We start from the raw sequence: 26,621 nt of genomic DNA on the forward strand, positions 1-26,621 counted from the left end.
ACACCTTGCTTAGGGCGAAGGCGCTATATGCTTGGTATAAAGTATGTTGTTGCTAAGCCGTTGCGCCGCTACGCTTCGCGCGGCTCTTTTTCATTGAGCCCGATGCGGGTCCAGGCGGGCAGGTCGGCGTAGCCGGTATAGCCGATTTCGTCCTGGGCCCAGGGATGGGCATAGTAGGTTTCGGTGAGTTCGGCCAGCAGCTCTTCGAAAAAACGGCCTGCGTTTAGCGTTTGCCAAGTGGTGCCGGGTGGGTTGGGGCCAGCCAGGGCCTGCACCACCTCGTCTTGCTGGCTTGTAGTAAGCCGCTCGAAGTCAGCGTTGAACAGTGCCCGCGCAATTTCCTGCACGCCGCCCAGGCCCAGGCGGTAGGCCTCGCGGTCGGGGGGTAGGGCATCATAGCGCCAGCCATCGGCGCGGCCTTCGGCCAGGCGCTGGTCAATGGCAGGGGCTAGCGGAATCGGCACCGGCCGCTCGGGCTGCGGAAACAGCCGCGCCGCCACGGCCTCCAGCAGCCCATAGGCTTCGGGGGCCAAAAACTGCGGGGTGTAAGCCGCGCCGGTATCGGCGAGGCGCTGCGTAAGGGCCGCGCGCGTAGCCGCCGACACGTGGGCCGACGAAAGCAACTCCTGAGAGGTCATGCCAAAAAAACAGGTTGAAGAAAAACCGTGGCACCAAGCACGACAGTTTCTCTTCAACCTGAACGGTAAATGCGGCTGTATGGTTAGCCGTTTCAGCAACTTTCGCTATTCGTCGCTACTCAGCTTGCCCCCCGTGACGTGCACCAGCGCGCCGGTCATAAACGAGCCATCTTGCGAGGCCAGCAGCACGTAGGCGGGGGCTAGCTCTTCGGGCTGGCCGGGGCGCTTGAGCGCCACCTCATGGCCAAATTTCTCAATTTCATTCATGGGCATGGTACCGGGGATATTGGGCGTCCAGACCGGGCCGGGTACCACGCAGTTCACCCGGATGTTGCGCTCGCCCAGGTAGAGAGCCAGCGACTTGGTGAGGGCGTGAATGCCGGCCTTGGTGCAGGCGTAGTCTACGAGCAGCGGGATGCCCACCAAGCCCACAATGCTACCCGTATTGATGATGCAGTCGCCGGCCTGCAGGTGCGGAATGGCAGCCTGCGCCATCCACATATACCCCAGAATATTGGTGTCAAACGTGCGCCGAATCTGGGCTTCCGGAATATCCTCAAACTTTTCCTGCGCCATCTGGAAGGCCGCATTGTTGACCAGAATGTTGAGGCCGCCCAGCTCCTGGCGCACCAGGCGCACCGCTTGAAATGCCTGCTCACGGTCGCGCACATCGAGCTGCAGCACCTGGCACTTGCGGTTTTCCAGCTCTACCAGGCGCTTGGTTTCCTGCGCGTCTACTTGGTTTTCATTGAACAAGATGGCTACATCAGCCCCCTCTTTGGCAAAGGCCACGGCCACGGCCCGGCCAATACCCGAGTCGGCCCCAGTAATGAGCGCCAGCTTGCCTTCGAGCTTGCCAGCCGCGCGGTAGGCAGCCAGGCTGCTTTGCGGCTGAAACTTCATATCGGCCTGCTTGGCGGGGTAGGGGAGCTTCTGCGCGTGCTCCTTCATGTCCTTGGCAGTGGGGCGCTTGGGGGGGGCAGGGGTGGCAGCTTTACGGGTCGGCATAACTGGAAAAGGTAGGTAACGGTGCCTGGTCTTACGTAAAACCCAAAGGAGCGGCTGGCCTGAGCCGGGGGCAATTCCAGTCTGCCTAAGAGGCCTAGCTAGGATGGATAGCAGTACCCGCAGCCCGGATGATATTGTACAATACCGGCTAGTGACTACCGTGAAAATTAGTGCCCCGGCTCAGTAAAATGCCGCTTTATGGGTAGTTTGCAATAGTATTTGTAGGCAGGAGCTTCGACTCCTGGAAGAATTAAACTTTATGCAAAAATTATTACTTTTCCTTGTCCTGTTTGCTGGTAGTAGCTTCAGTAGCTTGGCAGCCCGCTCCCGGCCTGCCACGGGCGAGCCGCCCCGCCTGAATGGCCAATGGCAGGGGCCGCTAAAAGTGCCCGGCGGCACGCTGACGCTCATCATCACGATTGTGCCCCTCAGCAATGGCACTTACTACGCGGCCCTCGATGTGCCGCAGCAGCGCATCAGCCGCATGCCGGTAGAGGTAGAGCTGAAGGACGATAACATCAAGCTGAGCATCGAGCAGGCAGGTAGTCGCTTTGAAGGCAATGTGCAGGCCGGGGGCGACAGGCTGGTGGGCTCCTGGCAGCAGCCGGGCCTCAAAACGGAGCTCGTGCTAGCCCGAGGCACTGCGCCAGCCGCCGCGCAAGCCGCTAAAAAGCTGCGCCTTACGCCGCCCTACCGCGAGTCAGAAGTTACGGTCTATAACCCCGTTGCCAAGATTAAGCTCAGTGGTACGCTCACCATTCCGAGCGGCGAGGGGCCTTTCGCGGCCGTGGCGCTGGTGTCCGATTCGGGGCCGCAGGAGCGCGACGCCGATGTGCCGGGCTACCGCCCCTTCGGGATGCTGGCTGACTACCTCACCCGGCACGGCGTGGCCGTGCTGCGCTACGACGACCGCGGCGTGGGCAAGTCGGGCGGCGACTTCAGCCGCGCCACTACTGCCGATTTTGTGACCGATGCCCGCGCGGCACTCGCCTTCTTGCGCGACCGGCCGCTCATTGCGCCGCAGCAGGTAGGCCTGCTCGGGCTTGGCGAGGGCGGCAATGTGGCGCTGCTAGCCGCCGCCGAGCCCTTGGAAGCGCCCAACTTTGTGGCCTCGCTGGCCGCCTATGGGCAGCCGGGGCGCGATGTGCTGCGCCGCCAGCAGGGCGAGATTATGCGCCTCATCGGGGCCGATGGCGCGCAGGTGAAAGCCGCCCAGGGCTTGTTTGACCGACTGGTCGAAACCGTGCGCCAAACGCCCAATACAACCGTGGCCCGCGCCAAAATCATTACCCTTTTGCGCAGCAGCAACTCGGCCCTCGACGAACCGATGGCCCGTGCCCGCGCCGTGCAATTGACTTCGCCCTGGTCGCGGTATTTCTTCGACTTCGACCCGGCCAACCGCCTGGCCCTGGTGCGCTGCCCGGTGCTGCTGCTCAACGGTACCGCCGATTTGCAAGTGGCTGCCGGCCGTAATATGTCTTTGCTGCAGAAGGGCTTGCGGCAGTCGGACCAGCCGGTGCAGGCCCACCGGCTAGGGGGCGTCAACCACTTGTTTCAGGATGACCCCGCCAAGTGGCCCATCGTGGCCGGCGAGCGGCAGGCGGCCTTCTCCACCGAAGGCCTCACCTACCTGCAAGCCTGGCTGCTGGAGCGCGCCCGCCTAGCCAAAACCCCCGTGCCCGTGACGGTGCGCCGCCCCGCCCCGCGCCCCAGGGCTATTACGCCCATGCGGCCGCGGGTGCGCCGGGCCACAGCCGCCCGCTAGCCCCAGGCTACCACGGCAGGCGCTCGGTGTCGTGAAAGTAGCCGCCCGTGGGGCCGTCGGCTGGGAGCAGGGCTAGCCGCACGGCGGTCTGGGCACCCTCCGCCACGTCTAGCGGCGCGTTGTCGCCGCCCAGGTCGGTTTTAACCCAGCCGGGGTGGGCGGCATTTACCTTGATAGGCGTGTCGGCCAAGTGCTGGGCCAGCACTACGGTCAGCATATTCAGCGCCGCCTTGGAGGAGGTATAGCCCGGCGTGGCCCAGCTGCCGCCCTGCCCCTGGCTGATGGCCGTGAGCGAGCCCAGGATACTGCTTTGGTTGACGATGCGCCCTGCTGGGGCCTGCCGCAGCAGGGGCAGCAGCGCCTGCGTAATGGCGTAGGGCCCAATGACATTGGCCTCGTACGTCTGGCGCAGGGTGTCGGGGCTCACGTCGGGGCCGTTGTCGAGCTGCACGCCGGCATTGTTTACCAGCACATCAAGCCGGCCAAACTGGGTTTCGAAAAAGGTAGGTAGCGTGGCAATGTCCTGGGCGCTCGTGACATCGAGCTCTACATCGTGGGCATCGAGGCCCTCGGCACGCAGTGCGGCGGCGGGCGCGGCCGCTTTGCCCTGGCGGGCCCCTAGCACCACCGTAAGGCCCTGCTGGCCGAGCTGGCGCGCTATTTCAAGGCCGAGGCCTTTGTTGGCCCCCGTGATGAGGGCTACTTGCTGCGGGTGTTTTTCCATGCTCGTTTAAAGCCCGCTGGCCCGCAAAATGTTGGACCTGGCCCGCTAGCCTCAGAAATTCAGCCCACAGTGAAAGCAGTGATGTGCCCGGCCCTGCAGCGGGTAGCGCCGCAGCCGCGACAGCAGCGCCACAAACCAATGGGCCGCTCCTGGCTTGGCTGCCGCATCAAACACCACATCGTGCGAGCCGCAGCGCGGGCAGGTATAGGCACTGGCTTCGGCTGCTTCGGGCTCGGCTAGCCCCCCGCGCACGGCCTGCATCACGGCCGGGGGGCGCAGCACTTCGGCCGCCCGCGCCGCATCGCGCTGGTAGATGTGCAGCCGCACCCCGCCTGCCACGGGGCTATACATGCGGTTGAGCGACACCAAGTTTTCGTTGGTCAGAAAGCACGGAATACCCGCCGCCTCCAGCTGCGTGCGCGCTAGGTGCGCCGCCAGCGGCTCGTAGTACGAGTCGAAGACAACAATATTCTCCGATTTCGGCGGCGTAAAATCAGTAGTCATGGCTAGCGCGGCGTTCAAATTTACTAAAAGGCCGCTTGCTACGAAGGTATTAGCCACGAAGAGGAAGCAGACAGTAGCTAAACAAACCGGGCTACCTTTTGGTGGCAGTGGCGGCGTGCAGGTCTTTGGCGGTGCGCTTGGCGCGCAGGGCCGTAAACTCGGCCTGCCACGCCCGGATGCGCAGCTCGTCGTGCGCCGGCAGGTCGAGGCGAATGCGGGCCAGCTGGGCATTGAGGCGGCGGTAAGTGTCCTGGGCGTAATCCCAGTCGCGGGCCTGCCAGCTGGTCTGGCGCACACGGGTAGCGCGCAGCAGCTCCCCATAAGCCCCCGCAATAGTGGCCGGCGTGAGGCTGCCTATCTGCTCGGCATAGCTGCCGAGGAGCTCGTGGTCCATGCGCAGCTGTTTGGCAGGGGCTAGCGGCTCGGCCCGGCGGGCGTGGTTGGCCGAGTCGAAGCGGACGGTTTGGCGGCCTAGCCGGCTCAGCGTGCGGCCGGTATTGCGGGCCGCCGTATCGAGCTTAGTCATTTCCTGGCGCACTATTTCCTGGCGCTCGCGCGGGGTCGAGTCGCAGGCGCTCAAAGCCAGCCCCAGGCCTAGGCTAGCTACTGAAGAGAGAACAATTGCTTTCATGCGGCCTCATACGGCCCTTGAGCGCCTAGGGCTGCGCCAGCCGGAAATTGAGGGGCAGCTCATACTCCACGGCCACCGCGCGGCGCCCCATGCGGGCGGGCACCCACTGCTCGGGCAGGGTGCGCGCCACGCGCAAGGCCTCCTCATCGCAGCCGCCCCCGATGCGCTGCACCAGCCGGTAGTTGCTGAGGTGGCCTAGCGTATCAATCATAAATGACACAACTACTTTGCCCTGAATATTCTGCGCCTGCGCCGCCGGCGGGTACACCATGCGGCTGGTGTACTCGGCTAGGGCCACCTCACTTCCGATAAAGAGTGGCGGCTGGTCGGGGCGCACGTAGCTCCACTTGCCGGGGCTTACTTCTGTGTGGCATGTGATGTCGGGCCCGGGCCGGAAATAGAGCAGCCGGTGCTGGTCGTAGTCGTAGCGCTGCAACACTACTTTTTCGCCCGAAGGGGTATAGCCATAATATTCCCAGACACCGGTTTTTTGGCCTTTAGCAAGAAAGCCTTTTTCGTATTTTGTATCACGCAGCTTCTGAGCCTGCACTTCGTTGATGAATAAAAGACAGACTATCAGTAAGAAAAGAGTACAAAAACAATGGCGAGTAGAAATAAACATGGAATGGATGGGAAAAGAGAGAGTGTAAATTTGGGGTGACCAAATTAGGTATCTGCGCCCGTATTCACAACTCGGTATTGGCCACAAAAAAGCCGACTGCCCGGATAGGGCAGTCGGCTTTTTTCGTGCTTAAGCACCGGTAGCACTAGGGCATCAGCACTTTGTTGATTACGTGAATCACGCCATTGCTCTGCATCACGTCGGCAATGGTTACGGTGGCCACGCCACCTTTCTCGTCCTTCAGCTCGATGTTTTTGCCTTTCATCATGGCCGTCAGGGTTTCGCCCTGGACTGTGGTGAGCTTGGCCATGCCACCGCCTGCTTTAATAGCTTTGGCCAGGTCAGCCGAAGTCATTTTGCTCGCTACCACGTGGTAGGTCAGGATTTTAGTCAGCGTAGCCTTGTTCTCCGGCTTCACCAGCGTCTCGACAGTGCCGGCGGGCAGCGCGTTAAAAGCCTCATTGGTAGGCGCAAACACGGTAAAGGGACCCGGACCCGAGAGGGTTTCTACCAGGCCAGCAGCCTTCACGGCAGCTACCAGCGTGGTGTGGTCTTTCGAGTTAACGGCGTTTTCTACAATGTTCTTGGTAGGATACATCGGGGCACCGCCTACCATCACTGTTTTGGCTTTCTGAGCCGAAGCCGATTGAACACCGGCTGTGCCGAGTAGCGCTACAATAGCGAGGGTTGCAAAAGAGAATTTCATGGGTAAAAGGAATAGGGAAATGGTTGAGGTTTAAACTTGCCTCACCTACGGCGGCGCAACGCACACTGGATTTTGCCAGCCTGAAAAAATATTCCGGAAGCGCTTGCAGCTGGCTTTGAAAAATTTTCCGCTTGAAAATGAAGCTACAAGCCCCCGCTAGCCAAAAAAATAGTGCCCGCTACTTGCGTGCTATCAGCTTTTGCCTACCTTTGTACCACCATTCGCCACCACGGCGAACAAACCTCAAGCGAGAGTAGCTCAGTTGGTAGAGCGCGACCTTGCCAAGGTCGAGGTCGCGAGTTCGAACCTCGTCTCCCGCTCCAAACAAAAAAGACGGTGCATGCACCGTCTTTTTTGTTTTAGTAGATTCCGCTGTCAGTAGCGTACTTTGTTTGCTGCCAGCTAATGCCGGAGTGGTGGAATAGGTAGACACGAGGGACTTAAAATCCCTTGCTTTTGCGAGCGTACGGGTTCGATTCCCGTCTCTGGTACATTGAAAAGCCCCGTTTCTTAGATAGAAACGGGGCTTTTTACTAAAGCTACCGCCGCCCTATTACCGACGTCTTACCGGTCGGCCTAGGGGCTAGCGCGGCACTGCTGACCTGCTGAAACGTGATACCCGTGGCCGAACGCAGGCGCATGCTAGTCAGCGGCTTGAAAGGGAAAAATATCTCCGTCATGGCCGTCAGGCCGTGGTCAGCAAAGAGCTCGACCGAGGCCGCGTCGAAAAACAGCGTGAGGTCGGCGCCGGCCGCCGTAGTCAGGCGCGGGGCCACGTGGCGGCCCGCAAACTTGGGGCTGAAGCTGGTGTTGCCCGCCTTGGTGCGGTCGATAAAGTACTCGTTCCTGGCCTTGTCGTAGCCCAGCACCAGCTCTTCGCCGGCCGTGTTGCTCAGTACCAGCTCGAAGCTGGCGAGCTGGCTGGTGCTCAGATTCAGGCGGTACTTGCCGCTGGGCACGCGCAGACGGGCCAGGTCTACCGGCGCTTTCACGGCCACCTTCTGGAGCGTGGTAGGCGCAGCGGCCAGCTTGTTCAGCTCGCGGGCGGGGGTTGAGGTGAGGTAGATTTCGCTGCCTTCCTGGCGCAGGCCCAGCTCGCGCGGCAGGGTCATGGCGCTGCGCCAGGGCGAGGTGGGCACCTGGTTGGCGTATTCCCAGTTGCTCATCCAGCCCAGAAACAGGCGGCGCGGCCCGGTATTGGCAAACGTGACGCCGGCGTACTCATCGGGCCCGAAGTCGGCCCACTTCGTCTTATCGTTCATAGGTTTGAAGGTGTGGCCATCGAAGCTGCCGACAAAGTACTGCGTGGCCGAGCCCCCGTTGGGCCCACCAGGGTTGATATTGACGAGGAGCACCCAGTGGCTTTTGCCGTTGAGCGTGAGCGGGAACAAGTCGGGGCATTCCCATACGCCGCCGTGGGCGCCGAGCTTTTCGCCAAACTCGCTTTCGGTGGTCCACTTCTTAAGGTTGGGCGAGGAGTAGAATGTGATGCGGTCCTTGGTGGCCAGCGTCAGTATCCACCTGTTAGCCTGCTCGTTCCAGCTCACCTTGGGGTCGCGGAAGTCCACAATGCCGGGGTTTTTCACTACCGGGTTGCCCGCATACTTGGTCCAGGTCTTGCCCGCGTCGAGGCTATAGGCCAAGCTCTGATTTTGGAACGTCTTACTGCCTGCCTTTTCGCCTTTGGGGTCGTGATGCGTGAAGATGGCCACCAGCGGCGCCACCCCATTTTTGCCAAAGCCACTGGTGTTTTTACTATCTACCACCGCCGAGCCCGAGAAGATGTAGCCCAGGCTATCGGGGAAGAGGGCAATGGGCTGCTCCTGCCAGTGCAGCATGTCGGGGCTGGTGGCGTGGCCCCAGTGCATAGGCCCCCAAGTCATGCCACCAGGGAAATACTGAAAAAACAGGTGGTAAGTGCCCTGGTAAAAGACCATCCCGTTGGGGTCGTTCATCCAGTGTGCGGCGGGCGCAAAGTGGTAGCTCGGCCGCCACTGCGGCGTGGCCGCCGGGGGCGTAGATTGGGCCAGGGCCAGCGTAGTCAGGCTTAGGCTGCCTAGCAGGGTCACTACCTTTTTCATAATGAGCGCGGTGTGCAGAAGGGTGGGAGGAAAGCCGCTGGGCTAGCCCAATTAGCGTGGGGCAAGCTTGGTAAATGTACTCCGAGTGCCCTAAAGGCCCGCGGCGCTGCCGCGCTAGGCCTCCACCTGAAGTAAAGGCTCCAGCACGGCCCACACATTGGCCGCCAGCAGGCGCTGGCCGGCGGCGTTGGGGTGCACGCGGTCGGGTAGGTTCAGCTCGGGGCGGCCTAGCACGCCGGCCAGCAGCGACGGAATAAAGGCTACACCCTCGGCCTCGGCCAGGCCTTGAAACAGGGCGCTGAAGTCTTGAGCGTAGCGACTAAGACCAGGGAGGCCTAGCGGGCCCAGGTCGAAGGGAAAGCTGAGGCCCGCCAGCACCAGCTGGGCCGCCGGAAACTGCCGCCGCACCTCGTGCAGGATGGCGCGCAGATTGGCCACCGTTTCGCGCACGGCAATGCCGCGCAGGCCATCGTTGGCCCCGAGCGCTAGCACAAATACATCGGGCGCGTGGCGGGCCAGCACGCTCGCCAGGCGCTGGCGCCCGCCGGCGCTGGTTTCGCCACTCACGCCATAGTTGTGGGCGCGGTAGGGCAGGCCCGACGCGTCGATTTTTTCCTGAATGCGGGCCGGAAAGCTGTCGGCCGCTGGCAGGCCGTAGCCGGCCGTGAGGCTATCGCCAAAGAAGAGTATATGTTTCATAAAAAGCGCCCCGCCAGCCAGCTCCTAGAGCCAGCGGCGGGGCGTTGCTGGTTATCCGAAATAAAAGGCTACAGGCGAGCAAAGTGCTCGGCCGCCAGGCGAGCACCTTGGTCAGTGCACAGGCCCCGGATATAATACAAGAAAATGCTGCGAAAAATTTCGGCTACCTGGAAGCGGCCCGTTGGAAAAGCCCCGGGCGTGAGCACGATATTAACCTGCTGGATAATGATAATGGTGACGAGCTGAATATTGATATCGCTGCGAAATAACCCTTGCCGGATGCCTTCATTAAGTAAATGCTGCAGCTGCGGAGTCGAATAATCGGCCAGGTAGTCCTGCATGGCCTGCGCTGCGCTCGGGTACTGCATCAGGTCGGGGTAATAGCTGGCAGAGGTGTCGAGCAAATCCTGAATGCTGTAGCTGATGAGGCCGTAGAGGCGTTCTACGGGCGAAGGATACTGCTCGTAAAGGCGTAGGTGGTCATGCTTCTGGCGCTCCATGTCTTCGAGCAGGCAGTGCAGGGCCAGCGCCTCGCGGCTAGGGTATTGTGCAAGAAAAACGTCAAGCGGGAGGCCAAGGCTGTTAGCCAAATCCGCATCAGTTGGGGCCACGAAGCCGTTTCTGCGGAAAATTGTCGTGCAATCGGCAAGCGGCGTCGCCAAGAAGGCAGCGGAAGTGCTCATAGGGTGAGAATAGAAACCTGTTGCCAGCGGTATAAATGGGCCGGACCTAAGCCAGAAAGCTTAGTACGAAAAAAAACAGCAACTGCACGAGGTACACCAGCGGCACCAGCGGGTTGCGCTTGGGGAAGGGTGTGCGCACAAACAGCAGCTGTAGCACCAGCGCCAGCAAAAACCAGTCGCGGAAATTGCGCAGCGGAATCACCCCGCCCGTCCAGTGCCAGAAATCAAAGCGCCCGGCCACCGGCTCCATGCACAGGTCGAAGCCCACCATGAGCAGGGCGCCCACGATGACACGCACCGCAAAAGACGCCGGCAAATAGGCCGCCAGCGTACCCGCTAAATAGGTTACTACCACCCAGTTGAGCCCAATAAGCCAGGGCGCTCCCATGTATTGGGGGCCTAGCGTAGCGCCGTAGCTATAGTGCCCAAATAGCAGACCCGTATTGGTGCCCACTACCTCGGCCACCATGCCCAGCAAAAACACCTGCATGGCAAACAGCCAGAACGACAAATTGCGCCCCGGCTGAAATATAGCCAGCAGCCCCGCCGTGAGGAGCAGCGTAAGGGGCGTGTATTTCAGGTAGAAAGACTTATCCTGGCTAAAAGCCAGCCCCACGAAGCCCGTGAGGTGAAACAGCAGCACCAGCCCCTGGGCCAAGCGCAGCCGCCCGGTAGAAACCACCGGCGCGGGTAGGTTAGAAAACTCCATGCGTGAGGAGCGAAAAGGAAAAAGTTAGAAGTGGAGAGTTAAAATCCAGGCTTTTGCTAACTTTCAACTCTGCGCTTTTAACTTTTACTAATCAATGAGTTCGGCCACAATCTTGGCCGAAAGTAAGCATAGCGGAATGCCGCCGCCCGGGTGCACCGAGCCGCCGCAAAAGTACAGCCCGGCCAGCCGCCCCGAAAAATTGGGGTGCCGCAGAAAAGCCGCCAGCGCATTATTGCTCGAACTACCGTAGAGCGCGCCGCCAAACGACGACGTATCGGCCGCGATGCCGGGCGGCGTCCAGGTTTTTTCGGCCCGGATAAGTGCTTCTACGTCAGTGCCCAGCGCCTGGCTGAGCTTGGCCAGTACCACGCGGCGGGTGTGGGCGGTGAGGGCCTCCCAGTCCTGGCCCTGGTCGTGGGGCACGTTCACCATCACAAACCAGTTTTCGTGGCCTGGCGGGGCGTCGGTGGGTGTCTTTTTACTCGTGATGTTAACGTACACCGTCACATCGTCAGCCACGGTTTTTTGCTGAAAAATGGCGTCGAACTCGGCCTTATAATCCTTGGAGAAGAAGATGTTGTGCACATCGAACTCGGCAAACTCGCGGGCGATGCCCCAGTAAAAAATGAGCGCCGACGACGAGCGGGGCTGCCCCAGCGTGCGCTCGGGCGCGGGCTGGCTGGGCAGCAGGTGGCGGTAGGTGGGCACCACATCCATGTTGCTCACCACCAACCCAAAATCGTAGATGTCGAGGTCGGTACGCAGGCCCGTGACAAGGTCACCGGCCGTCAGAATCTCGCGCACGGGCTCGTTAAAGCGGAATTTCACGCCAAATTCCTCAGCTAGCCTGTGCAGGCTGCTGGCAATGGCGTAGATGCCGCCTTCGGGATAAAACGCCCCGATGCCGTGCTCAAGGTGCGGAATGAGCGAGAGTGTGGCCGGCGCCTGGTAGGGGTCGGAGCCGTTGTAAGTAGCGTAGCGGTCAAAGAGCTGCACCAAGCGCGCATCCTGGCCAAAGGCCTTCGCGTGCCGTGCGTGCATGGTGCCCGTGAGGCCTAGCGAAGGCAGGGCGGCCACGGCTTTCAGCGTTTCGGGGCTAAAGTAGGTGCCCACTTTGTGCAGCGACTTGTGCAGAAAGGTGCCCGCCGTGGCATCGTAGGCACGCCCGCTACGGGCCAGAAACTGCGTGACCTGCGCAGCCGGCACGCCCAGCTTTTGCTCGACCTCGGCGGCAAAGCGCTGGCTGTCGGCCCAGGCCGTGAGGCGCGTGCCATCGGCGAAGAAGTAGTTCGTTATCGGGTCGAGGCGCTCGTAGCGGAAGTAGTCGGCCGGCGCGCGGTGGGCTAGCCGAAAAATATCGTCGACGAGCTGCGGCAGCGTGAAGAGCGACGGCCCGGCATCGAAGCGGTAGCCGCCGGGCAGGCTAAACTCGTGCATCTTGCCCCCAAACGAGCCGCTAGCCTCAAACACCGTGACCGGGTGCCCAGCCACGGCCAGGCGTGCCGCTGCCGCTAGCCCCGCCACGCCCGCCCCAATAATGGCAACGGGTTGGCGCGAGGGCGAAGTTTTTTTTCGGGAGGTAAACACAGGGTAAGGAGCAAGCGGCACGCCGCAAAAGTTCGAGGTCGCTATTCTACGGCCAGCACCAGGCCCTTCAAATACGCGCCTTCGGGGTGAAACAGGCTAACCGGGTGGTCGGCGGGCTGCGTGAGGCGGTGCAGAATGCGCGCCGGCCGACCCGCCTCGATAGCCGCCGCCAGCACGGCGCCTTCAAACAGCTCGGGGCTAACTACTTGCGAGCACGAAAACGTGAACAGCAGCCCGCCCGGCGCCAGGTGGCGCAGGCCGGCCAGGTTGAGGCGCTTGTAGCCCATCAGGGCGTTGTGGCGGGCCGAGAGGTGCTTGGCGTAGGCCGGTGGGTCGAGGATGATGAGGTCGTAGGGCTCCTCGCTCACCGGGTTTTTGAAGAAGTGCTGCACATCCTGGGCATAGGCGGCGTGGCGGTCGGCGTGGCCGCTGAGCTGGGCGTTGCGGTCGGTGAGCTCGATGGCCTTCTTGCTGGCATCGACTGAGTGCACGAGGCTAGCCCCGGCTTGCAGCGCATACACCGAGAAGCCGCCGGTGTAGCAAAACGTATTGAGCACGCGGCGGCCGGGCGCGTAGCGGGCCAGCAGCTCGCGGTTGTCGCGCTGGTCGATAAAGAAGCCGGTTTTCTGGCCGGTTTCCCAATCCACGGCAAACTGGTGCCCGTTTTCAATGGTGAGGTGCTCGCGGCCGCTGCTTTCGCCAAAGAGGTAGCCGTTTTGGGCGTCGGGCGCAGCCTGGGCCGGCACGGTTTCGGCGCTCTTATCATACACGGCGCGCAGACGCTCGCCCATCACGGCTTGCAGCGCAGCGGCAATATCGTGGCGGGCTAAGTACATGCCCGGGCTATGAGTCTGAATAACAGCTGTGTCGCCATACACGTCGATGATGAGGCCAGGTAGGCCGTCGCCCTCACCATGCGTGAGGCGGTACACATCGGTAGCGCCACCGGCCGCAGCTAGCCCCAGGCGCTGGCGCATTTGGTAGGCATTGCGCAGGCGCATCTCCCAGAAAGCCGGGCTGGGCAACTGGGCGTCGGGGCCAAAATCGAACAGGCGCACCGCAATAGAGCCGCCCGGCGAAAAGTGGCCGGTACCCAGCAGCTCGCCATTGGCGGCCTCTACGCGCACGGCGTCGCCCTCCTTAGCTTCGCCTTTCAGCCGGGCAATGGCGCCCGAAAAAACCCACGGGTGGCGGCGACGGGGCGATTGGTCTTTACCAGGCTTGAGAATGACGGTGGCGGGCATAGATGTAGGCTGTTAGCTGATGGCTGTTAGCTGCTAGCCTTCCTTCATCACCCAGCTGAAAACTTACTAAAGAAGCTAACAGCTAATAGCTACAGGCTAACAGCTAGGCAAATTTACGCCGGTACACCGGCCCGCGCAGCCGAAACTGCGCCCACATGGCGGGCCGGATAAGCCAGTCGAGCCAGCGCCGGCCGGTGCTGTACGTAATGTCTTCGACGATAAGGCTGCCGCCGCCCGGCGCGGGCTCAATGAGGTGGCGGTGCCGCCACTGGCGCAGCGGGGCGGGCAGCGTTTGGCCCTCATCCACAAAGTAATGCGTGCCGTCGGGCAGCACGCCATCGGCCGTGATGAGCGAGGTCCAGCGCCAGCGCTTAGGCCCAACTTGCAGCTCGATGGCCACAGTATCGCCCGTTTTAGACCCGTCGTAGCGCAGCAGGTGAAACGTCGGAAAGGGAGGGGCTAGCGCTAAAAATAGCTCGCGGGTAAAGCCCGCCGCCACCCGGGCGGGCGGCTGGGCCACGGCAAAACGAAGAAGCAGGTGCATACAAAAAGCGTGAGGCTGACCAGATAGCGGGCTTGCCTGGTAATTTGGCGGGCTAGCCCGCTTCTTACGTACGAGCTGGTGCCACGTATCGGCTAGCGCCCAAAATGTAAGCCGGCCCCCGCCGCGCCTCCGCATGTCAGACGAACTCACGCCCGGCCCGGCGGCCGGCAACCCTACCGAGCTACAGCAATTGGAAGCCGCCCTGGCGGCCGGCGTCATCACGCCCGAGCTGTTTGCTACGCTCAAAGCCAAGCTGCAACCCGCTGCAGCTAGCCCCGCGCCAGCAGCACCCGTACCGAAAAGCAGCCCATCGGCGCCGGCTGAAGAGCTGCCCTCGCTGCTCGATATGTTCAATCGAGCCCCTAGCCCGCCCGAGGCACCCAGCCCTCCGCCGCCCCCTGCGCCGCCAGTAGTGCGCGCGCCTGCCCCGCCGCCGGTGCCTAGCCCGCCGCGTCCATCTGCCGCCGAAGAAGCAGCCCGGCAGCGTATCGAGGAAAATCTGGCCAGGTTGCGCCAGGCGCCGCCCGCCGCCCCGCCACCTGCACCGCCCTCCTTCTACCCGGAGCCGCCCGCGCCTACTTTTTACCCCGAGCCAAAGCCGGCACCCGTAGTGCCGCCCGCACCGGTGCAAGCGGCGCGCCCGCCGGCCCCACCCGCCCGGCCGCCCCGGCCCAGCCAAGCGCCGGCCTCTGATGGACGCAGCAGTGCCAGCTGGCTCATCATCCTGCTCGTGCTAGGGGTGATAGGAGCGGTGGCCTACTTCCTCACCGATTCCAGCCACCCCGACGAAAACCTGACCAGCCCCGCGCCGGCTGCCACCGAGCAGCCGGCGGCTACCGCGCCCGCCCCAGTCAGTACTAAGCCCAAAAAGACTTCTCGCAAACCCAAGCGCAAAACCAAAGCTGCGCGGGTAGCCGTGCCGGTAGACGACCCTAGCGCCGACTCGGTCGAAACAGCGGCCGAACCGGAGCCTGCGCCAACGCGTGCCGTAGCAACTGTTCCACCCGCCGCCGGCCGGCCTATACCCGCCGCACCCGAGGCCGGCGACGACGCTGCCACAACCAAAGTGCGCACCGCGATGGCCAGCTACTACGCCGACCTGAATGCGCCGCCGCTGCACGCCAGCGAGCACTTTGCCCCGCAGGTCGAGCGGCTCTACATCCGGCAAAACCTGACGCCCGAAGCCATTGATGCCGAGCTCGGGCGTAGCTTTTTCCCCGATAACCAGCAGGCGCAGGCCCGGATTGAACCCGGTACGCTGCGCGTGAGCGACCCCGCCGCCGATGGCAGCCGCACCGCCACCTTCACCGAGCAAATGCGGCTCTATCGGCCCTCGCTCCAGAAATTTCAGCGGCTGCGCACGCAGGTGCGCGTGCGCTTCAATGCTGATTATCAGATTGTGTACATGCGCCAAGAAAAGCTGCTAGCCAACACGTTTGAGGAATAATCCAGTAGCGCGGACTTTTAGTCCGCGCGTGGCTAGGGCTAGAATTTGCGGACTGAAAGTCCGCGCTACTTGCCCAGCGAGCCGATTTTGGGCTGAATCTGGATGATAAAGCGCTTATTTTTCGCTTCTTCGCGAAAGCCAGTGTAGCGGCCCACGCCCTTAAAGCCGCTGCCGGCGGCCACCAGCTCCAGGTTGGCCGGGAAGTGCAGGCCGGCGCTCTCCCAGAGCCGAATCACCTCCATAGCGCGGTTGTAGCTGAGCTGGCGCACAGCGGCGCCGTCGAGGTTGCGCGGGTCGGTGTCGGGAAGGTTGGGGTTTTTGGCGGCGCGGCCTTCCACCACTACCAGGTACTGCACGTTGTCGGCCCGGTCAAGCGCTTCCATCTGCTTGAGTAAGAAGCGCCCGGCCTGAATAAGCGGCTGGCGGGCCTCGGCCGGCAGGTCGTAGCGCTGCGCCTGAAACTCGACCGGAAAATTGAGCTCGTAGCGCTTGTAGCGCTGGTTGTACACGAAGTAGCGCGGGTCTTCGAGCCGGGCCAGCGCCGCCCGTATCTCGTCCAGCTTTTTCTTTTCCTTGAGCTGCACTTCGAGCTTGGCCTTGGCTTGCTCAAGGCCCACCTGCTTATCCTGAAACCGTTTGTAGCTGAGCACAAACAGCACGAGCATCACCAGAAAGAGGGCCGTCATCAGGTCCACGTAGCTCGGCCAGAAAAAGTCGCGGCGGTTGGGGTTCATGCTAGGGGGCCGGCTAGGCTATTTCCGGTTCAATCCCAGCGCTTTCTGGAGCCAGCTACGCTGCGTCAGCTGTTCCAACACCACATTGGTCCGCGTTATCTGCTGCAATAGCTGCTGTTGCAACGCCGTGTCGCTGGCCAGCCGGTCTTGCAGGTTGTGAAGAGCCAGGGCCGTCTGCTGGGACTGACGCTCCTGCAATTGGTTGAGCGCCCGTTGCTGGGCCGGCAGCTCGCTAAACGGGCTGAGATACTCCACAATGCGCTCATACACATTGTCTTTATTAAGCGCCTGAAAGTGGTCTTCGAGCACCCGCGCCGCCTCGTCGGCCTCCTGCTTGAGCACGGTCATGCGCTGGCGCATCACGCCGGCCAGCTCGTGGTACTGCGTGTCCATAAACACCTCCGACTGCCGGGCTAGCCGGTCGAGCTCGGTCTGGTTTTGGCGGAAGAAGTTCAGCTGCGCCTGCACCGTGCCCGCGTGCTGCTGCACCAGGGCCGGCACCTGGTTGAGGCCAGCTTCAAGGCCGGTGAGGCGGCCTAGCAGGCTCGTGATTTTGCTGGCTACCTCGCCGCCGTTTTGCAGCATCTGGTTGAGCTCCTGCTGATAAGCCAGGAAATTCTCGAAGTGGTGCGCGCTCTGCGCCACTTTGTCAAACACCCGAATACTGGCGTCGGCCATCTGGGTATAGCCCACCTTCTGCAGCTGCTCCAGAAAGTCTTTCTGGGTGCTGATATTTTCATTCAGGGCCTGCACAATGGGCCCAAACTCGTATATCTTGCTCAAAAACTCCTGGTTGAAGGCATCGAGCACGGCCTTGAGGCTGCCCAGGCTGCCGGCCATGTCGGAATGCAGAATGGGCAGCAGCTGCACCTGCAAAAACGTGTAGTAGTCGTTGCGGCGCTGCTCGGCCTGCCGGTGCGCCGTGCGGTACAACGCACTGCCCCACAGCGTGAGGCCCAACCCGCAGAGGCTGCCAATCATGGCCACCGTCACGCCCCGCAAAAAGCCCTGGATGCCCGCTTCGTCGAACCGCCCGCTGCCGCCCAGCAGCCCCGCCAGGCCCAGAATAGCGCCCAGAAAAGTGCCCATCAGCCCAATGTAGAGCGGCGACGAGGTGCTGCTCTGCACCTCGGCATCGAGGGCCACGGCCCGGCGCTCAGCAATGCTTTGCAGGATGTCGAAGTCAGCAGTGCCCTTGTTTTTGAGCAGGTAGGCGTTGGTGTCCTGCACCACGGCCTCAAAATCGGGCGTGGTGCCGCTGGCCAGTAGCACATCTACCTGCTGACCGCTCACCTCGTCGAGGTGCCGGGCTAAGCGCAGTGCGCTGCTGGCAGGAAACAGCGCGGCCAACTGCGCGCTAGCCCCCCGACTTTGCCAGAAGGCCCGCGCCTGAAACCCGATTACGATGAGCAGCGCGAGCCATTCCAGAGCTTCCATAAGTCAGATTAAATCGCGAAGCTACTAGACCGGATGTAGAGACGCATCCTTGCGTCTCGTCGTTGGTTGAACCACGCCGCTAGGCAATTGTCGTTCAACGACGAGACGAAAGGATGCGTCTCTACATCAGCTAAGGGTAGCGGCGCTGTCTAGGCAGGTTGCTACTCAAAATGCACCTGCGCCTTGCGGGTTATCTGCCAGTCGCCGGTGGCCGTGCGCTGGGCCTGGCCGGGCGTATCGGTGATGATGCGCGACACGCTGCCCTTCGGAAACGGGTACTCACAGGCGCCCCCCAGAATATTCTGGTGGCTACCGATGTAGCCGGCGTGCCCGGCCGCATTGCTGGTCACTACAAACTGGGCCTGGTCGGGTGCGCCAGCCCCGGTAATAAGCTCAAAAATGGTGTAGGAGGCCGGTGCCTCCGCTAGCATATCGCGCTTAAAAATGCCATCCATGGGCTGCTGGTTGGCATAAAGGGTGCGTGTGGACGGGGGCGCCACGGGCGGCGTGTCAATCGGATAGTTCTCATCGAAAAACGTATCGTCCTGAGCCGCAGCCGCAGACTCGGCTGAAACAACCGGCTCGGCAGGGCTAGCAGGCGGCGTTGGAGCTACCGCTGCAGCAGGCTCCGGTGCGGGCCTGGGGGCGGCTTTAGGTGCGGGCGCAGCAGTAGCGGCCTTGGCTGGCGCGCTTTTGGGTGGAGCTGCGGGCGCCGGGCCAGCGGACCGGGCGGGGGCGTCGGCCGCCGGGCGGGCGCCGGGCAGCTTGCCTACTTCGCGTTGCACCATCGTGCGCACTTCCGCCCTCATCTCATCGGTGAGAGTAGTCAGGGCTAACGTTGACGAGCTGCTATGGCGGTGCCGGCCGCGCGAGTTGCTCTTAAAAAGTGCTATCAGCAGGCTGATTATCGACAAAGCCAATGCGACCCAGGCAATCATAGGCGTAGAAGAAATAGGCGTGAGGTAAGCGGGGCCAGCCGTCGACACGGCGGCTGGTGCAGCGGCGACAGGCGGCGCGGCCACAGCGGAAGTATCGGGGCTAGCGGGCGCGGTGTCCGCCACGGGCGTGCTGCCTGCCGCCGCAGGGGGACTAGCCAGCGTATGCAGCGTGCCGCTCAATTGGGCAAAGCTGGGCTGCGACTTCCGCTCGGGCTTATTGGCCAGCAGCGTGTTGGTGATAGCCGTAGCGAGCTGGTTGGGCTGGTCGGCGCTGGTGCTGGCGGTTTTGAAAAGCTCCAGAAACTTGAGCAGGTGGCCCTGCTTAGGCAGCGCTTTATGTTCGAGCCGAACGGCCTCTTCCAGGCGACGACCAAAGGATTTCACGCTGCTGCTGTCAATGGTTTTAAGCAGCTGCGGCCGTAGGCTAGCCAGGGCGGGGTCGTCGTGGTAGACGTAGCGGGCGGTGGCGGCCCAGATATGGGCGCGCACATCGGGGGCCGGTACGTTGGTGGCTATCCCGGCCGTTGTTGGGTTCTGGGCCCTGGCGGGGGGGCTAGCTAGGGCAATAAGGACTAGCCCCCCCGTTAGTATACCAAGCTTAATTAGACTGCGAGGCATAGTAGCGCTTGAAAAGCTCGCGGCCCAGCTGGAACAGAGCATCGCGGAAGGGGAAGAAAAACAGCGTTTCGGGCAGGCGGTCGTCGGCGTTGGTGCCGCTATCGCGCAGCGAGTTCAGGCCAGCGCGCAGGCTGTCCTTGAGTTTGCCATCTAAGAAGTTGTACACAAAATCGGGGTCGATTTCTATGTTCAGCTCGTCGAGCAGCCCGCGGATTTCGGCCGAGTCGTGGGTGATGAAATGCACCAGGCGGCGGGCGTTGGCAATCACTTCATTTTCCACTGTGTCACTTTCGGCCTCGGCTAGGGTGAAGGCCTGGGGCGGCCCAGCGGGCGCGTCGGCCGGCAGCACGCCGGGGAGCACAAACTCGGCCGGGGCCTTGGTCTGGGCGGCGTCGCCGCCGGCCTGCTTCCACAGCACCGAACCATTGGCGGTAGCTTCCTTCGGCTGGCTCACCAGCGTGAGGCGAAAGTCGCTGGGGGCCGGTTGGCCCGACGCAAATTCCAGGATGAGCTTGCCAGTCTCGGTGAGCGTACCCAGCTGCGGGTCGAGGTCGAGCATCCGCAAATAGGTACTGCCCTTGCCGCTGAAGCACAGGTGGCGCGGCACGGCGAGCTGCCGAGCCTGGCACACCTGCCCCACGTGGTACACCACCGCCGCGTAGTGCAGCAGCAGTACAATGCGCAGCTGCCGCGCGCTGCGCAGCTCGCGGCTGAATTCCAGCTGCTTGTCGAAGTTGAAGAGCAGGCTCACCACATCGGCCGAGGTAGCCTTGCTTTCCAAGGCGGCGCGCACCACCTCGCGGGCAGCGGCGGCCTCCTGGCTAACCGGCTTATTGGCGGTGCGGGCTACGTAGTAATAGAGCAGGCCATTTTGCTGGCGCGCGCCCCCGAAAGCGCCGTCGCCCCACAGCACGTCGCCGGCAAAGCGGAACGAGAGCGTGGCCTCGGGCTTTTTGCCGCGCAACAATAACACGTCGGTGGTGCCGCCGCCAATGTCGATGTTCACTACGTTGTCGCGGTCGGAGGGCACAATGCCGCCATCGGTATGGCGGTCGGTGAGGTATAGGTACGGCGCCCACGACTCGCTGAGGTCGGCTAGCCGCTGCCCCGGCTCCTCGCCGAATACCCGCTCAAATTCCTGGTTCCAGATATCGTGGAAGTCGCGCCGCGCCACGGTCTTCATGCTCAGCGGGCGCGACCATACTACCTGCGTGGCCCGCACGTCGCCCTCATTCAACGCTACTTTATGCTTGATAAGCAGCAATAGCTCGCGGATGTAGGCACGGATGCGCTCGACACCGGCGGCGCGCTCGCCGCCTTCGGTGTTCCACTTCAGGTTGGTGCGGTAGCGGCCATCCTCGGGGTGGTTGTAGAGGAAGCCGTCGCGGCTCAGGTAGAAGCCGATGTTGATGCTGCCGAACAGCAGCGGGTTGCCCTCGCTGATAAAGGCCGGCGATTCACATGTGGCCGTGCGAATCGGGAACGCCGACTCGGCGCCCTCGATGCCGATAAACGCGGGCACAAACTCGCGGTTGCGCACCGTGTCGGCTAGGGGCATCATGCCGAACGAATCGGGCCCGTAGCGCTTAGGCAGCACAAAGTCGGTGGAGGGCAGCGGGCGGTTTAGCATCACTACTTCCATCTCGCGCTCGGTGCCAATGCGGAAGGGCTGCGGCTCGGGCCGGTCGGCCGTAGCGAAGGCCACGTGCGTGTTGGTGGTGCCAAAGTCCACGGCAAATGTGTAGCGCTGCGCGCCTGGGCTCACTACCTGCCAGCGCGGCACTAGCAGGCCAGTGGCGGGCGCCGAAAGCTGGCCGCTCACCGGCGTTTCTACTTCAAGAAAGTCGAAGTGCGTGCCCACTACCTCGTAGTAGGTGCTAGCCGGCCCGCGTGGGTTGCGGCCCATGCGCTGGCGGGCGCGCACGCCGCGCGTGCCACCGGGCACAAGCGTTGGCAGCGCTTGCCCGCCTTGGTAAAAGTTGAGCTTGGCTAGGTCGGCGCCTTCGTTCTGGTCTGCCAGCTGCACGTAGTACGGGCCGTTGTCGCGGGCATTCACGCCCTCAAACTTGTAGAACGGGAACACCCCCACGTCGAGGCGAGCGCTCACGCGGCCGCCGCGGTAGGGCGTTTTGGGCGAGTCACTGCGTACAGCGTCTACCGGCGCGTCGGCACCCTGGCTAGGACCCGGGCGGAAGTAATAGCTGCGCTCATACACCACCTCGCGCCCACTAGTAACGGGCACGGCCAGCCGTAGCTGCACGTGATTATCGAATAGCGTGAGGCGCAATTGCTTATCCAGGTCGGCTGGCTCGAAGTAATCGAACCACGCCCGCTTGATGGGCAGCAGGAAGCGCAGCGGCCGGTCCTCGGGCCGGGCCCCAGGCTCGGGCTGCACCTGCCCGAAGTAGAAGCGCTCAGTGTTCACCGCGAAAGGCACTTCGAGCAGCCGGTCTTCCAGGAAGTCGTTGACAGTCAAGAAAGGATATTGCACCCCCAGCGTTTCGAGGCGACGCTCTTCCAGGCGCTGGTTCTCGTAGCCGTATTGAATAACGGTCTGGTCGGTGCCGGCCGTGCCGCCGAAGTAGTCGCTGCGGCGCAGGTCGAGGCCGGGCATCAGCACCAGCGGAATCTTACCGGTCTGCGGCACTCGCTCGTTGAAGCGAATAAACCAGTCAGACGTAGTTTTTTGCTGCGCTTCGGCTTGCTTAAACAGCGTGATGCCGCGCACCTGCACCGCATTGCCCAGCGAGTCGCGCAGCGGCTCGTAGTGCTGCTCGAAGGTGGCTACGTTCGGCTTTTCTTCGGCTAGGGCCTGCACGCGGCCCTTGTCGGTAGCGGCCAGAAATTGCGCGATGCACTGCGCAAAATTTTCCTGCCGCAGCTCGGGGTGCACCTCAAACAGCCCAAAAATGTAGTTCTGAAACTCGGCGCTACGCTGGTGCAGCGGCACCACCTGCTGGTCGAAGTAGAAGCCGTTGCCGTCGCCCTTGCGCTGCATATTGAGGCGCGGCACGGCGGGGTGCGCAAACACCAGCGTGAAGGGCGAAGTACCCCCTAGCAACTGCCGGGTTTCGCGCCCGCTCGCATCGCGGCTATCGGCAAAGATGAGATACAGCGTATCCATCTCGCGAAAGTGCGGGTCGGCCAGGTATAGGCGCAACGTATTGCCTAGCAGCCGAATGCGCGGCTCCCGGCTCTGCACCAGCAGGTCTACCTGCTCTTTCTTGGCCCAGGGCACGAAGCGCAGCCGGTAGGCATCGGTGGCTTTGTTGTAAAACATCAGCTCCAGCATGTCCCAGCACTGGGCCACTAGCCTATGGTAGAGCGAGTTGCCCTGCGGCTGCTGGCGCACAAACTTGAAGGCCGTTTCGAGCAAATGCATGCGGCCAAACGGCGTGGGGATGGCCGTGGCCGTGCGGCGCGGGTTGTCGCCAGCGGGGTCCTGCATTTTCTCGGCTTCGCCGGCCGTGATGCGGTCCGACTCCTGCCAGCCGCGCAGCGTAGGCTTGCCGCGGTCAAGGAGCTGAAGGATATTACTCATAAAATTCTGTTTTGCTGTCGCTTAACAAGTGCTTTCAACATGCTGCCCTACTAAGAACGTCATGCTGAACGCAGTGAAGCATCTCGCTTGGATTAGTAATTCAATCGTCAGCAACGAAGCGAGCGAGATGCTTCACTATGTTCAGCATGACGTTCTAAAAAAGTGACTAGAGTTGTCTAGGCGGCTATTGCAGCAACTGCTGCCCGTGCACCACCTCATCCATTACCTCGGTAAAGGTGCGGACCATGGCCGTGGCCGGCGAGCTAGCCGTGTCGTTGGCTACGGCCTGGCTCAGGCGCTTGTCCAGCATCACCCGGATTTGCTTGGGGTCAATGACATCTGACTTGCCAAATAAGCCTTTCTTTTTCAACTCTTTGCCGGCTACCGATTTGTCGAAGTCCGGCTCTAGCAAGTCGGCCATGCTGTCCCAATGGTTCTGGGGGTCGTAGCCGTCGCGCAGGTTGAAGGGTCGGAAACGCCGCGAGTTGTCGCGCAATTCGCGCAGCCAGGCGGTATAGCTAATAAACTGCCGGTCGGGCGAGTTATAGTCAAACAAGAATCGCCGCAAATCCTGGTAGAAGGGGTCGCGGTCCCAGGCGTTTTTCAGCCCCAGATTGGTGGCATAGGTCGCCGACATCGTTTCATCCAGGTGGTGTTGCAGCCACGTGGCGAAGAAGTGGAAGCGCGTCAGGGCCTCGCCCACCTTCGGCAGCGTCTGGCGCCGGTCGAAGTGTTCAAAGCGCAAGTCGTTCTCATCACGCTCCAGGCCAAACTCGTAGAAGTGCTCTTCTTGTGCAATGCTCTCGGGCTTATCCAGGAAGTCGAGTACCGCTAGGGCCCCCACCACCTCAATAAAGTGCGCGTTGTTCTGCTGGCTGATGCCACCTTCGTGGTTGTCGTTCTGCTTCTGCGCCTGGTCGCCGAGGTAGTACATGGCGTTCAGGCCATGCAGGTTTTGCTGGTAGTAGGCTAGCGCCGCCTTCGTTTTGGTAATGAAGGTATTAGAGTCAATAGCGCTGCTGTCCTCACTCTTCAGGCTGAAGTAGGGGAGTAGGCTGAGTGCTCCAATCGGCGCCGTGTTCAGCAGCTCGATGTGCGGCAGGTTGGCGTCGCGGTCGCGCAGGTTTTTGAGCAGTAGTGGGAAGCCTGCCGCACCCGTACCCCCAAAAATGGAACTGATGAAAAAGATGCGGTCACCGGCCCGAAACTCGTTGCCAAAAAACTGAAACTCGGGCGAGTCTACTAGCTGATTGAGCACCACGCTGCCCACATTAGGGCTGCCTTTAAAACCTACTTTCAGGTTCTCATCCAGACTTTTAGGGTCGAAGAGCAAGTCAACTAAGTACTGGCTTTCTACCGGCAGGCTAGTGTAGCGCAAGTAGTCGCGTAGCGGCTCTTCCATGCCGCTAAAGCTGTATTCGAAGGTGTCCTTTACCCGCGTGTCGCGCTGCTCGCCGGGCCTAGCCAGCGAGGCCAGGGTCTGAATATCAGCCCCGAAAAATTGCCCGGCCGTGCTCGTGCCCGGTGCCGCCGGCTTTATCTGAGAGCGCAGGCGCTGGTAGGTTTTAAGCAGCTCGATGGTGCGCTGCTTGTCGCCGTTGGTCGCATCCGGGTCGATGATAATGGGTACTACCCGGTCGCAATTTTTGAGTTCGACCCCGGCGGCCAGCAGCATCGTGAGCGAGCGGATAACCCGCGACCCCGTGCCGCCAATGCCGAAGATATACAGCGTGGACATAGTTGATTATTAAGCGTTTATTGACTGTTTAAAGCCGAAGCCCTGGCTGGAGGCAATGCACCGCATTGGCTAGCCAAGCCGGCCAAGCACCGCTAGCCTAGTTGGGCCAGCGCACCGGCGTAGTACGGGCGCTCACCGACAGCGGCTTCACCACAAACGACCAGAGTACAAAAAATAAGGCCCCGGCCAGCGCATTTACCACCAAAAAACCCAACACGTAGCGGTCGTAAGCGGACTTTTCCACTGCCCCCAGCGTCTCGCCATCTAGGCTGGCGTACACCACCGAGCGAGCTTGCGAGTAAGCCAGAATGGCCGAGCCAATAGCCGTGAGTAGCAGCATGATAAACCAGTGCGAGGTCTTGTAAAAAGACGTGGTCAGCACCCGGTTAAATATCACGTAAAACAGCAGTGCTGCTCCTAGCGCCACGCCGAAAAGCGTGCCCAGGCCCACGCCCGGGAAAATGCTTTTTTGGTAAACCGGAATCAGCGACGACGGCTCGGCGGTGCCCAGCAGCGCCTGGTAGAGCGTGGTAAAAAGCTTTTGGAACATGAAAGAAAAGTAGGGTGTCGGGGAAAAGGAGAACGGCTAGGGACAGTTAGCGGCAAGAAACGGGCCGTTTAGTCGGCCGGCTGTAGCTGCACGGGCAGGGCCCATACCTCACGGCCAGCGGGCTGCTGGTCATAGTAATCCTGCACGCCTTGCAGTACTTCGCTTAGCAAGAAGGTCTTAGGGCCTTGCGCGGCAATATTGCTGTCGTTGAGCGTGGTGTATTTGGTTACCCACGTGGGCTGCGTGCGCGGCAGCACCAGGCGCACCGTAGCGGCCTTGCGGCCCGGCAGGCGCTCCAGGTGCACCCTAGCCAGGTGCGTGTAGGTAGGCAATGCGGGGCTACGCGGCGCCTTCGGCTCATCGCGGGCGGCCCATACTTTGGCCAGGATAGCGCCGGTGCCAGCATCATCGAGTTGCAGCTGTTTGGGGAGGCTAGCGGCCTCGGCGGCGGGCGCATTGCTCAGGTCGAGGCCCAGCACAAATTCGGCGGGCTCCTGGCGCGAGAGACTTTTGGTAAAGTGCAGCGTGAGGGGCTGGGTTTGGCGGCTGCCGGTTTTATCCACGTACCACTCGCCCACGTTGCCAAAGTGCTCAAACACAGCCGCTGGCGGGGCTAGCGTATTAAAGCTGACCCGTTCGAAGTCATTACCCATTAGCGGCTTCAGCCAGGGCGTGGCGGCAGCTACGGCAGCGGGCTGGCCTAGTACCCACACGTAGTAGGGCAGGCGGCTGCCTTTCAGCACCTGAAAATGCGTGCGGTTACCAGGGAAAAACTTGTCGCGAAACTCAGAAGTGCCCGCAAAGATGCTGATGGCCAGGTCTGAAGCGGGGGCTTCATTGAGCGCATCTTTTACATCAGTTTTTACTTTCCAGGTTTGCTTGGCGTCGGGCGGGGCGTAGATGAAGTCAGAAATAACCACGCTCACAGTACCCGGCTTGCCTTTCTGCAGCTTCAGAATTTCGCGCAGCATGTTGGGCATTTCGGTGCCTAGCGCGGGGTTTTGGATGCCCGTACTCACTGTGTTGCTCAGCTCGGCGTAAGTAGTTGGGCGCAGGGCATTTGGGTTCTTAGCCGTGCTTTCCTCCACGAAGTAATAGGCTGGAGCTGCGGTATTACTTGCCCGCTGGTCATTGATATTGCTGAGCAACTCGGTGATGGAGCGCTGAAACTGGCTGCCCGTTTCGCCGGGGGCATTGGGGTGCATAAAGCCGCGCATCCCCGTCGAGGCATCCACAAACACACGCACCTGGCTGATGCCGGCAGCAGGTGTTTTGCTAGCCGCCGTAGCCACTTTCTCCGTGGTTTTGTCGGGCCCGCCGCAACTGCTGAGCGCCGCCCCGCCGAGCAGCAGTGCGGCTAGGGGGTAAAAAACAGGTTTGTGGAAAAAACGGGTCGCAGGTAGTCGAGCGTGCATGGGCAGAAAGCAGTAGGCACCCTCGCGGTGCCTATCTGTTCTGCAAGTAACGACAATT

23 protein-coding genes and 2 tRNA genes are annotated in these 26,621 nt (G+C 61.8%); 4 read left to right on the plus strand and 21 right to left on the minus strand.

What is annotated here, in order from left to right:
• Positions 1 to 68: 68 nt before the first annotated feature.
• Complete coding sequence (locus J4D99_RS11440; protein WP_208131846.1) at positions 69 to 638, minus strand: gluconate 2-dehydrogenase subunit 3 family protein; 570 nt, start codon at positions 636 to 638, stop codon at positions 69 to 71.
• 105 nt (positions 639 to 743) lie between these two features.
• Complete coding sequence (locus J4D99_RS11445) at positions 744 to 1,646, minus strand: SDR family oxidoreductase (protein WP_208131847.1); 903 nt, start codon at positions 1,644 to 1,646, stop codon at positions 744 to 746.
• Between the two features lie 313 nt (positions 1,647 to 1,959).
• Between J4D99_RS11445 and J4D99_RS11450 the strand changes: the two genes are divergently transcribed.
• Entirely contained in the window at positions 1,960 to 3,411 is a 1,452-nt protein-coding gene (locus J4D99_RS11450) for an alpha/beta hydrolase family protein (RefSeq protein ID WP_208131848.1), read from the plus strand.
• 7 nt (positions 3,412 to 3,418) lie between these two features.
• Here J4D99_RS11450 and J4D99_RS11455 read toward each other — a convergent pair whose 3' ends face one another.
• From J4D99_RS11455 to J4D99_RS11475, 5 genes are all read right to left on the minus strand, one after another.
• Positions 3,419 to 4,135: an SDR family oxidoreductase gene (locus J4D99_RS11455; protein ID WP_208131849.1), complete on the minus strand. Its 717-nt coding sequence runs from the start codon at positions 4,133 to 4,135 to the stop codon at positions 3,419 to 3,421.
• Positions 4,136 to 4,186: 51 nt separating this feature from the next.
• Positions 4,187 to 4,639 (minus strand): putative signal transducing protein, encoded by a 453-nt coding sequence (locus J4D99_RS11460; RefSeq protein ID WP_208131850.1) that lies wholly within the window; start codon positions 4,637 to 4,639, stop codon positions 4,187 to 4,189.
• A gap of 91 nt (positions 4,640 to 4,730) precedes the next feature.
• Entirely contained in the window at positions 4,731 to 5,270 is a 540-nt protein-coding gene (locus J4D99_RS11465; protein WP_208131851.1) for a hypothetical protein, read from the minus strand.
• 25 nt (positions 5,271 to 5,295) lie between these two features.
• A complete protein-coding gene (locus J4D99_RS11470; protein WP_208131852.1) occupies positions 5,296 to 5,892 on the minus strand; it encodes an energy transducer TonB in 597 nt (198 codons plus the stop codon).
• 145 nt (positions 5,893 to 6,037) lie between these two features.
• Positions 6,038 to 6,598, minus strand: a complete 561-nt coding sequence (locus J4D99_RS11475) for a fasciclin domain-containing protein (RefSeq protein WP_208131853.1) — start codon at positions 6,596 to 6,598, stop codon at positions 6,038 to 6,040.
• A 247-nt stretch (positions 6,599 to 6,845) separates the two neighbouring features.
• On the opposite strand from J4D99_RS11475, the gene J4D99_RS11480 reads away from it, so the two are divergent.
• A tRNA-Gly gene (locus J4D99_RS11480) sits at positions 6,846 to 6,921 on the plus strand.
• Between the two features lie 84 nt (positions 6,922 to 7,005).
• Positions 7,006 to 7,089 (plus strand) — tRNA-Leu (locus J4D99_RS11485).
• A 48-nt stretch (positions 7,090 to 7,137) separates the two neighbouring features.
• Here the strand turns inward: J4D99_RS11485 and J4D99_RS11490 are convergent.
• The 7 genes from J4D99_RS11490 to J4D99_RS11520 form a co-directional block, all read right to left on the minus strand.
• Complete coding sequence (locus J4D99_RS11490; protein WP_208131854.1) at positions 7,138 to 8,679, minus strand: glycoside hydrolase family 32 protein; 1,542 nt, start codon at positions 8,677 to 8,679, stop codon at positions 7,138 to 7,140.
• A gap of 114 nt (positions 8,680 to 8,793) precedes the next feature.
• Complete coding sequence (locus tag J4D99_RS11495) at positions 8,794 to 9,378, minus strand: arylesterase (RefSeq protein ID WP_208131855.1); 585 nt, start codon at positions 9,376 to 9,378, stop codon at positions 8,794 to 8,796.
• Between the two features lie 68 nt (positions 9,379 to 9,446).
• Entirely contained in the window at positions 9,447 to 10,061 is a 615-nt protein-coding gene (locus J4D99_RS11500) for a hypothetical protein (RefSeq protein WP_208131856.1), read from the minus strand.
• Positions 10,062 to 10,107: 46 nt separating this feature from the next.
• Complete coding sequence (locus J4D99_RS11505) at positions 10,108 to 10,770, minus strand: carotenoid biosynthesis protein (protein ID WP_208131857.1); 663 nt, start codon at positions 10,768 to 10,770, stop codon at positions 10,108 to 10,110.
• Between the two features lie 87 nt (positions 10,771 to 10,857).
• Entirely contained in the window at positions 10,858 to 12,357 is a 1,500-nt protein-coding gene (gene crtD, locus J4D99_RS11510) for a 1-hydroxycarotenoid 3,4-desaturase CrtD (protein ID WP_208131858.1), read from the minus strand.
• 41 nt (positions 12,358 to 12,398) lie between these two features.
• On the minus strand, positions 12,399 to 13,601 hold the full coding sequence (locus J4D99_RS11515; RefSeq protein WP_208131859.1) for a class I SAM-dependent rRNA methyltransferase: 1,203 nt from the start codon (positions 13,599 to 13,601) through the stop codon (positions 12,399 to 12,401).
• 103 nt (positions 13,602 to 13,704) lie between these two features.
• Positions 13,705 to 14,145, minus strand: coding sequence for an SRPBCC family protein (locus tag J4D99_RS11520; protein ID WP_208131860.1), 441 nt, complete (start codon positions 14,143 to 14,145; stop codon positions 13,705 to 13,707).
• 133 nt (positions 14,146 to 14,278) lie between these two features.
• Here J4D99_RS11520 and J4D99_RS11525 point away from each other — a divergent pair, with 133 nt between their 5' ends.
• Positions 14,279 to 15,592, plus strand: coding sequence for a hypothetical protein (locus J4D99_RS11525; protein WP_208131861.1), 1,314 nt, complete (start codon positions 14,279 to 14,281; stop codon positions 15,590 to 15,592).
• A gap of 65 nt (positions 15,593 to 15,657) precedes the next feature.
• Here the strand turns inward: J4D99_RS11525 and J4D99_RS11530 are convergent, their stop codons facing one another.
• The 7 genes from J4D99_RS11530 to J4D99_RS11560 form a co-directional block, all read right to left on the minus strand.
• A complete protein-coding gene (locus J4D99_RS11530; protein WP_208131862.1) occupies positions 15,658 to 16,326 on the minus strand; it encodes a hypothetical protein in 669 nt (222 codons plus the stop codon).
• Between the two features lie 18 nt (positions 16,327 to 16,344).
• Positions 16,345 to 17,763: a hypothetical protein gene (locus J4D99_RS11535; RefSeq protein ID WP_208131863.1), complete on the minus strand. Its 1,419-nt coding sequence runs from the start codon at positions 17,761 to 17,763 to the stop codon at positions 16,345 to 16,347.
• Positions 17,764 to 17,924: 161 nt separating this feature from the next.
• Positions 17,925 to 19,319 carry a hypothetical protein gene (locus J4D99_RS11540; protein ID WP_208131864.1) on the minus strand — a complete coding sequence of 465 codons (1,395 nt, stop codon included), beginning with the start codon at positions 19,317 to 19,319 and terminating at the stop codon, positions 17,925 to 17,927.
• Entirely contained in the window at positions 19,300 to 22,860 is a 3,561-nt protein-coding gene (locus tag J4D99_RS11545; protein ID WP_208131865.1) for a hypothetical protein, read from the minus strand. The genes J4D99_RS11540 and J4D99_RS11545 overlap by 20 nt, the downstream gene beginning before the upstream one ends.
• Before the next feature lie 184 nt (positions 22,861 to 23,044).
• Positions 23,045 to 24,598, minus strand: a complete 1,554-nt coding sequence (locus J4D99_RS11550; protein WP_208131866.1) for a hypothetical protein — start codon at positions 24,596 to 24,598, stop codon at positions 23,045 to 23,047.
• Positions 24,599 to 24,695: 97 nt separating this feature from the next.
• A complete protein-coding gene (locus tag J4D99_RS11555) occupies positions 24,696 to 25,148 on the minus strand; it encodes a hypothetical protein (RefSeq protein ID WP_208131867.1) in 453 nt (150 codons plus the stop codon).
• A gap of 68 nt (positions 25,149 to 25,216) precedes the next feature.
• Complete coding sequence (locus tag J4D99_RS11560) at positions 25,217 to 26,563, minus strand: hypothetical protein (RefSeq protein WP_208131868.1); 1,347 nt, start codon at positions 26,561 to 26,563, stop codon at positions 25,217 to 25,219.
• Positions 26,564 to 26,621 lie beyond the last annotated feature (58 nt).

Source organism: Hymenobacter sp. BT559, assembly GCF_017571525.1.
Lineage (GTDB): Bacteria > Bacteroidota > Bacteroidia > Cytophagales > Hymenobacteraceae > Hymenobacter > Hymenobacter ginsengisoli.